The following is a 7,569-nucleotide window of genomic DNA, read 5'->3' as shown; positions in this document are numbered from 1 at the left end:
TGTGGAGACGGACCGGCCTTCGTGGGAGATAGTCCCTGACGTTTTCGTGGTTTTGGAACGCAGAAACCACGAAAACGTCAGGGACTATCCCGGTTCGCTACGGATCAGGCGGCAGCGCGCCGCGTCCGCAGCCACCGCTCGCGTTGCTCCGCGTCGAGGGACCGGCGCTGCTCGACGGTGAACAGAGGCGTCCACCATCGGGGGAGGGCGGTGGTCCAAGCCCGGGAAGAGGGAGCCGCGAAGCGGGCGCGCGAGCGGGCCTCGCGCAGCAGCCGGATCAGGCTGCCCCGGTCGTCCTGGCGGAGTGAGGCGACGGCGAGGTACTCCAGGCCGGCCCGGCGGAACCGCGCCTCGCGGTCCAGATCGCGCAACCGTTGCGCGCGTTGGAGATGGTGCGCGCCGTCGTACTCGACGACGAGTCCGGCCTCCTCGTCGAACAGGTCGGGCGTTCCCAGGTGGTTGCCGTAGCGGTCGAAGACCGGGCGGTTCGCCAGCACCTTCGGCAAGAGGGCGTCCAGCAGCCAGACCTGACGCAGCCGGGTCTCCTGGGGCGACCAGGAGTTCTCGTCGAGGTGGGCCAGCGCCTCGCGTGCGCGCGGCACGCCGGTCCATCCGTTCATCCGGGCCAGCAGGGCGCGGATCTCCGCGATCGAGACGGCGTCGCTGAAGGCCGCCATCTCGAAGACGACGCCTGCCTCGCGGGCCGAGGCCGCGTAGCGCATCGCGAACGCCGTGGCATGGACCGCGTCGACACAGGGGACGCCGTCCAGCACCCGCAACGTCGCGAAGCTGCGGCGCTCCTCGCTCACGCGGATGCCCGGCTGGGAGCGGATCGAGTGGTCCGCCGTCAGGAGCTGGACCTCGAGCTCGGCTCCGGAGACGTCAAGCCCGTCGAACCAGGTGGCCCCGCACCAGCGCAGGGCTGCCCAACCGGTCAGACCGGTGTGGCGCGGCAGCACCATGCTCGCCTCGAGGATCCGCTGCTCGGGACTGCGTGTGGTTCCGGCGGGGACGAAGAGACCGCGCGACGTCCGGCGCCACTTGGGTCCACGGGCCTGGTTGGGCGTGGGGCCACGCACTCCGTGCGGATCGACCGGCACGGGTTGGACCAACCCGGCTCGCGGACCACCGGGCCACGGGCACACGCACCCGTCGGTCGCTGATCCGGTCCCTGACTCCATCTGTTCAGGGTGTGCCCGTTACGACGCCTCGCAGCCGTTCTCCACAGGCCAATCTGGATAGTCCCTGACGTTTTCGTGGTTCTGGCGGCCGAAAACCACGAAAACGTCAGGGACTATCTGGGGGGTCAGAGGTTGTGCCGCGCCAGGATGTCGTGCTTCTTGGCGTAGCCGGGGGTGAGGAAGCGGCGGGCGAGGCGGGTGGTGGTGAGCCAGGCGATCTCGTCGCCGTTCTTGGTGGAGGCGAGCATCCGGGCGACCAGCTCGGGGGCGACGTCGTCGACGTCGTCGGTGATGATGCTCAGCGCCTTGGCCTGGGCGCGGACCTGCTCGGGCGCGGCGGCAGCCTCGCGCAGCCAGCCCTCGGTGATCAGCACGCCCGGGCGGATCTGCCCCACGATGACGCCGGTGCCGGCCACCTCCTTGGCCAGCGCGCGGGTGAAGCCGTCGAGCCCGCGCTTGGTGGCGCCGTAGACGCCCATGCCGGGTCGGATCCGGCCGTCGGAGCCTCCGCCGAGGACGTTGAAGAGCTTGCCGTGGCCCTGTGCGGTGAGCCCGCGGACGGCGGTCTGGGAGCCGAAGATCGTGCCCAGCAGGTTCGTGCGCACCATCGCCGTCACCGCCTCGCTGGTGGTCGCGGCGATCGGCTGGGTGGTGTGCGCGACGCCGGCGTTGTTGATCCACAGGTCCACGCCGCCCAGCTCGGCCGTGGCGAACGCCCACAGCTCCTCGTGCTGGGTGGGGTCGCTGACTTCGACCGCGCGCCCGACCACCCTGGCCTGTCCCGGTCCCGCGGTCAGCGAGCCGACAGCGTCGTCGACCGCCTGCTGGCTGCGCCCGGTGATCACCACCTGATGACCGCGCCTGCGGAAGTCGCGGGCCAGTGCGTGGCCGATGCCCTTGGTGCTTCCGGTGATCACCACATTGCTCATTGCTGCTCTCCTTGTGCGGGGGATGGGGTGGCGGCGATCTCGACGATCACCTTGCCGTGATTGCGGCCCGCCAACAGTGCGGCGAAGGCGGCGCCGGCGTTCTCGAGGCCGTCCCAGACGTCCTCGACCAGGCGGATCTCGCCGCGCGCGAGCAGGTCGCCCACCTCGCGGCGATGCGCCTCGGCCAGGTCGAGGTGGTCGTAGACCACCATCCCGACGGCGGTGGCCCGCGCGGCCATCAGCGCGCCGGCCCGGAGCCGGGTCGGCGGGGCTCCGTTGGACTGGTCGATCAGGCCGCACAGGGAGACCCGGGCGCCGATCGCCAGGTGCTCCGCGACGCCGTCGAGCGTGGCCTGATCGCCCATGTGCAGGTAGGCGTCGACGCGGTCGGGGCAGGCGGCGTGCAGATCCGAGATCCAGTCCGGCGCGGTGCGCACCACCACCTCGTCGTAGCCCAGCGAGCGGGCCAGTGCGACCTTTCCGGTGCTGCCGACGATGGCGACGGTGCGGGCCCCCGCACGCCGGGCGAGCTGTCCCGCGAGCGAGCCGACGCCGCCGGTGGCGGAGGAGACCACCACGGTCTCGCCGGCCCGGGGGAGCAGCTGCCGCGCATGAGCCGCGAAGGCGGTCAGGCCGGGCATGCCCAAGATCCCCAGCATCGCGGACGGCGGCGCCCCGGTGGGCACCTCGACCGGGGTCAGCGCGGCCACCGGCAGCACCGCGTGCTCGCGCCACCCGGTCTCGCCCAGGACCCGGGTGCCGGCCGGCAGGGAGTCGGAGGCGAGGACGGTGCCGAGTGCACGCCCGGCCATCGGCTCGCCGGGCCGGATCGGCGGGTCGTCGAGGTGGCCGTTGTCCAGCAGGGAGCGCAGGTACGGATCGAGCGAGAGGGCGTCCACCCGGACCAGCGCCTTGCCGTCCGCGAGGCGCGGCAACGGCTCCTCGACCAGGGTGAAGTCGTCGGGCTCCGGGTGGCCGCGGACAGGGCGCGCCAGGTGTACCGCGCGGGTTGTGGTGACAGCCGATGGGGTCATTCCAATATGATATATACATGAGCACCTCCAGGATCTACGGTCCGCTGATCTCGACCGCGTCGCCCGGCGAGCACGAGCGCCAGCTGGTCGACGTCTTCGCGATGACCGCCGCGGCGCCGACGGAGCTCTCGGCGCCGACGAGCGCCGACCTCTTCGGCGTGCCCGGCCCGATCCGGCTCCAGGCCTTCGCGACCCCGGGGGTGGAGGCGGGAGCGGTGCTGTGCCGGTTCGCCGAGCCCGGAGCGCCGATCCGTGAGGAGCACTCCCGGGTCCACCGCGACGCGCTGCGCGTCGTCGACTTCTATGCCCCCGACTTCGACGAGGCGCTGGCGCATGCGGCCTCCGCCGGGTTCGCGATGCAGGCCGCCGAGGCGTCGTACGAGACCAACGAGGGCGGCTTCCGTGAGGCGCATCGCCACGGTCCGGACGGCGTGGTCACCGCGTTCCTGCACGGCGACCGCGACTTCTTCGCCGACTTCGCCGAGGTCCGGGACCTGGTGCTCAGTGAGCCGGTGAGCATCTCGCTGCCGCTCAGTGACGCGGGGCCGACCGTCGCCTGGTACCGCCAGGTCTTCGGTTGGGGCGTGGTCTACGAGTACGACTTCGTCGACGCCTCCTTCTCGGCGCTGATGGGGGTCGGGGAGGAGCTGCGGGTGCGGTCGGTGACGATCGGGCCGAGTCGGCAGCAGACCTACGTCAACGTCGTCGACTACGGAGTCGGCGCGGGCCTCGGCGGCTCGCTGGCCGGACACGGCGTGGCGCCGCGACGCGGCCTGCTCGGCCTGGTCGTGCTCGCCGACGACGTCGAGCAGATCGCGCGCGCGGCGCTCGGTGCGGCCGGCCCGATCGTCGAGGTGGACCTGCCGGGCTTCGGGAGCACCCGCGCCCTGGTGGTCGCCGCCCCGTTCGGGGCGCCCCATCTGGTGATCGAGCGGAGCGGACGGTGAGTGGGATGACGGTCGATGTGCTGGTGGTCGGAGCGGGCGCGGCCGGGTTGGCGACGGCGCTCGCGGCGGCGCGGGGTGGAGCCCGGGTGCTGGTGGTGGAGAAGGACCAGCGCCTCGGGGGCACGCTGCACCTGTCGGGCGGTCACCTGGCCGCGGCCGGTAGCCGGCGGCAACGGCAGCGCGGCATCGTCGACTCGCCGGCCGAGCATCTGGACGACATCGCCCGGATCAGCGGCGCGAGCGCGCGGGCCGATCTGACGCAGCTGGTCGCCGAGCACGCGGCCGAGACCGTCGACCGGCTCGAGGAGGCTGGGTTCGCCTTCGCCGCGGAGACCCCGCGGATCGTCTACGGCCACGAGCCGTACCGGATCGCGCGCACGGTCTACGGCGTGGACGAGGGCCTCTCGATCCTCGCGGTGCTGGAGCAGGAGCTCGCTCGAGCGCAGGCCGCCGGCCAGGCCCTCGAGGTCTGGACCCAGGCCCCGGTGACCGGGTTGCTCCAGTCCGACGGCGACTCCGACGGCGGCGGGGCGGTCGTGGGCGTGGAGGTGCTCCGCGGCGGGCGCGAGGTCGCCGTGCGGGCGACGGCGGTGGTGCTGGCGACCGGCGGCTACGGCGCCGACGCCGAGCTGTTCACTGAGCTGGAGGGGGTGCCTCTGGTCTCGGCCGCCGCGCGGACCTCGACCGGGGACGGCATCCACCTGGGCCGCTCGGTCGGCGCCGCGTTGCAGGGGCAGGGCTCCTACCTGCCGACCTTCGGCGGCCTGCCGGACCCGGTGTCGCCGGGGCGCGCGAACTGGCACGACCGGCAGCGGCTGACCAGCGAGCGTCCGCCGGTGGAGATCTACGTCGACCGCGACGGCAACCGGTGGGTGGCCGAGGACGAGCCGTCGATCGACGAGAAGGAGCGTGCCCTGGTCGGCGTCGCGGAGCAGACCTTCTGGACCGTCTTCGACGACGCCGCGCTGGACGGCGCCACCGGCGAGCGGCAGATCGTCGTCGGCAAGGAGCCGGACCAGGTGCGGGCGATGGCCAACACTCGGCCGGGGGTGCATGCGGCGGCCACGCTCGGCGAGCTGGCACAGCTGGCGGGCATCGATCCGGCCGGGCTGGCGGCGACCGTGGCGCGCTACAACGACGCGGTGGCCCGCGGCGAGGACGCCGAGTTCGGACGGCGTCACCTGCCGTCGCCGATCGCGACGGCGCCGTTCTATGCGTTGCGCAACCATGCGGTCACCCTGGTCACCTTCCAGGGCCTCGACGTCGACGCCGAGTGCGCGGTGCGGCGGGCGGACGGCGAGGTGATCACCGGGCTGCATGCGGTCGGCGAGGTGATCGGTGCCGCAGCCACCTGCGGCAACAGCTTCTGCTCCGGAATGCTGCTGACGCCGGCGCTCACGCTCGGCCGGTTGCTGGGGGAGCGGCTCGCGGCGAGCGTGCGCGATGGGGGTACCGGACGGTAGCGGGACCCCCGGGTGAACGGTGTTCAGGTCGCAGCTAACCTGAACACCGTTCAGTTCACCTGGAAGGACCTTCGATGAACCCCCGCTCCCGTCCCCTCGACGTCGCCCTGATCGCCGGCTTCGCCGCCCTGATCGCCGTCTGTGCCCTGCTCCCGGACATCAAGACCGGCGCCGGCGTCCCGTTCTCGCTGCAGACCTTCGGCGTGCTGCTGGTCGGAGCCTGCCTCGGCCCGGTCCGCGGCTTCCTCGCCGTCACCCTCTACCTGGCGGGCGGGGCGATCGGGCTGCCGATCTTCTCCGGCGGCGCCGCCGGCCTGGGGCACTTCACCGGGCCCACCGCCGGCTACCTGGTCGCCTTCCCCCTGGCCGCAGCGCTCTGCGGCTACCTGGTCTCGCGCAACCGCGAGCGCGCCAGCGACTTCACCCTGGTCTTCACTGCCGGCCTGCTCAGCAGCTTCCTGCTGATCCACACCCTGGGCGCCCTCAACCTGGCCTGGCGCGCCGACATGAGCATCAAGGCCGCCTTCATCTACGACGCGCAGTTCTTCCCGGGCGACGTGCTCAAGAACGTCGCGATGGCGCTGGTGGCCACCTCGGTGCACCGCGCGTTCGGCTGGCTGATGCCGCGCAGCACCGCGCCCGCCGAGCGGAGCGCCGCGCTGGAGCCGAGCGCGGCTTGATCGAGTTCCACGACGTCCATGTGGACGCCGAGGGCCCCGAGGGATCGGTCGGGATCCTTCGGGGCGTCTCGCTCGCCCTGACCGAGCGCCGGGTGGCGCTGATCGGCCCGAACGGCTCCGGCAAGTCCACCCTCGCCCGCCTGGTCAACGGCCTGGTGCTGCCGACCCGGGGCAGCGTGCTGGTCAATGGCCTGGACGTCGCCACCGAGGGTCGCGCGGTCCGCCGTCAGGTGGGCTTCGCGTTCACCGATCCCTCCGCCCAGCTGGTGATGCCCACCGCGATCGAGGACGTCGCCCTCTCCCTGCGACGACGTCATCGTGACAAGGAGCAGCGCGAGCAGGCGGCGCAGGGCATCCTCGAGGAGTATCGGATCGGGGAGCTGGCTCGGCGCAGCGTGCACTCGCTCTCCGGCGGCCAGCGGCAGCTGCTGGCCCTGGCCGGGGTGCTGGCCACCGAGCCCGCGATCCTGGTCGCCGACGAGCCGACCACGTTGCTCGACCTGGCCAACGCCCGCCGGATCGGCGCCCTGCTGCTCGGTCTGTCGCAGCAGCTGGTGCTCGCCACCCACGACCTCGAGCTTGCCGGGCGCTGCGACCGCGCCCTGCTGGTGGACGGCGGGCAGGTGGTCGCCGACGGCGTCCCCGTCGAGGTGATCGCGCACTACCGCTCGCTGGTCGAGCAGCGCGAGCCGGCATGAGTCGCGACCTGCTCGGCGTCTACCAGCCGGGCTCCTCGTTCCTGCATCGGATGCCGCCCGGCGCCAAGATCGCGGCGCTGGCAGCGATCAGCCTGCTCACCGTGCTGGGCTCCTCGGCGCTGCTCACCGCTCTGGTGCTGGCAACGGCGCTGGCGCTGCTGCTGGTGGCGCGGGCACGAGCGGCGCTGGTGCTGCGCACCCTGCGCGGCATGCTGGTGATGATGACGCTGCTCGCGCTCTACCAGGCCTGGCAGCGTGGCCCGGAGCGTGCCTTCACCGTGGTCGGGGCCCTGGTGGCGCTGATCCTGCTGGCCACGGTGCTCACGGTGACCACCTCGGTCGACGAGATGCTGGACGCGATCACCCGGGCGTGCCGACCGCTGCGCCGGGTCGGCGTCGATCCGGAGCTGGTCGCGCTGGCCTTCTCCCTGCTGATCCGGGGCATCCCCACCACGTTGGCGATCGCGGCCGAGACCGCTCAGGCCGCCAAGGCCCGTGGTCTCGAGCGAGACCCACGGGCCCTGCTGACGCCGATGGTGATCCGGGTCGTGGCCCATGCGCACGCCACCGGCGAGGCATTGCACGCCCGCGGGATCGGCGACGATCGGCCGGGCCCGGACTAGTGCCCCGTGCCGGA

The 7,569-nt window shown here is 72.7% G+C and carries 8 protein-coding genes; 5 read left to right on the top strand and 3 right to left on the bottom strand.

Annotation, left to right across the window (positions count from 1 at the left end; translation table 11 throughout):
* Window positions 1-104: 104 nt before the first annotated feature.
* The 3 genes from ABD151_RS15415 to ABD151_RS15405 form a co-directional block, all read right to left on the bottom strand.
* The gene (locus ABD151_RS15415) at window positions 105-1,100 is read right to left on the bottom strand and encodes a hypothetical protein (protein WP_343995657.1); all 996 of its coding nucleotides are present in this window, start codon (window positions 1,098-1,100) and stop codon (window positions 105-107) included.
* A gap of 206 nt (window positions 1,101-1,306) precedes the next feature.
* A complete protein-coding gene (locus ABD151_RS15410; RefSeq protein WP_343995656.1) occupies window positions 1,307-2,110 on the bottom strand; it encodes an SDR family oxidoreductase in 804 nt (267 codons plus the stop codon).
* Window positions 2,107-3,144: an MDR family NADP-dependent oxidoreductase gene (locus ABD151_RS15405; RefSeq protein ID WP_343995655.1), complete on the bottom strand. Its 1,038-nt coding sequence runs from the start codon at window positions 3,142-3,144 to the stop codon at window positions 2,107-2,109. The genes ABD151_RS15410 and ABD151_RS15405 overlap by 4 nt, the downstream gene beginning before the upstream one ends.
* A gap of 17 nt (window positions 3,145-3,161) precedes the next feature.
* Here ABD151_RS15405 and ABD151_RS15400 point away from each other — a divergent pair, with 17 nt between their 5' ends.
* From ABD151_RS15400 to ABD151_RS15380, 5 genes are all read left to right on the top strand, one after another.
* A complete protein-coding gene (locus ABD151_RS15400; RefSeq protein WP_343995654.1) occupies window positions 3,162-4,091 on the top strand; it encodes a hypothetical protein in 930 nt (309 codons plus the stop codon).
* A 5-nt stretch (window positions 4,092-4,096) separates the two neighbouring features.
* Window positions 4,097-5,554, top strand: a complete 1,458-nt coding sequence (locus ABD151_RS15395; RefSeq protein ID WP_343995653.1) for an FAD-dependent oxidoreductase — start codon at window positions 4,097-4,099, stop codon at window positions 5,552-5,554.
* A 74-nt stretch (window positions 5,555-5,628) separates the two neighbouring features.
* On the top strand, window positions 5,629-6,234 hold the full coding sequence (locus tag ABD151_RS15390) for a biotin transporter BioY (protein WP_343995652.1): 606 nt from the start codon (window positions 5,629-5,631) through the stop codon (window positions 6,232-6,234).
* Window positions 6,231-6,932, top strand: a complete 702-nt coding sequence (locus ABD151_RS15385; RefSeq protein WP_343995651.1) for an energy-coupling factor ABC transporter ATP-binding protein — start codon at window positions 6,231-6,233, stop codon at window positions 6,930-6,932. Before ABD151_RS15390 ends, ABD151_RS15385 begins: the two co-directional genes overlap by 4 nt.
* A complete protein-coding gene (locus tag ABD151_RS15380) occupies window positions 6,929-7,555 on the top strand; it encodes a CbiQ family ECF transporter T component (protein ID WP_343995650.1) in 627 nt (208 codons plus the stop codon). The genes ABD151_RS15385 and ABD151_RS15380 overlap by 4 nt, the downstream gene beginning before the upstream one ends.
* Window positions 7,556-7,569: the final 14 nt, after the last annotated feature.

Origin of the sequence: Nocardioides dubius (genome assembly GCF_039528155.1) — a bacterium.
Lineage (GTDB): Bacteria > Actinomycetota > Actinomycetes > Propionibacteriales > Nocardioidaceae > Nocardioides > Nocardioides dubius.
Note: the sequence above shows the minus strand (reverse complement) of the source record. Positions and strands in the feature narration are given on the sequence as shown.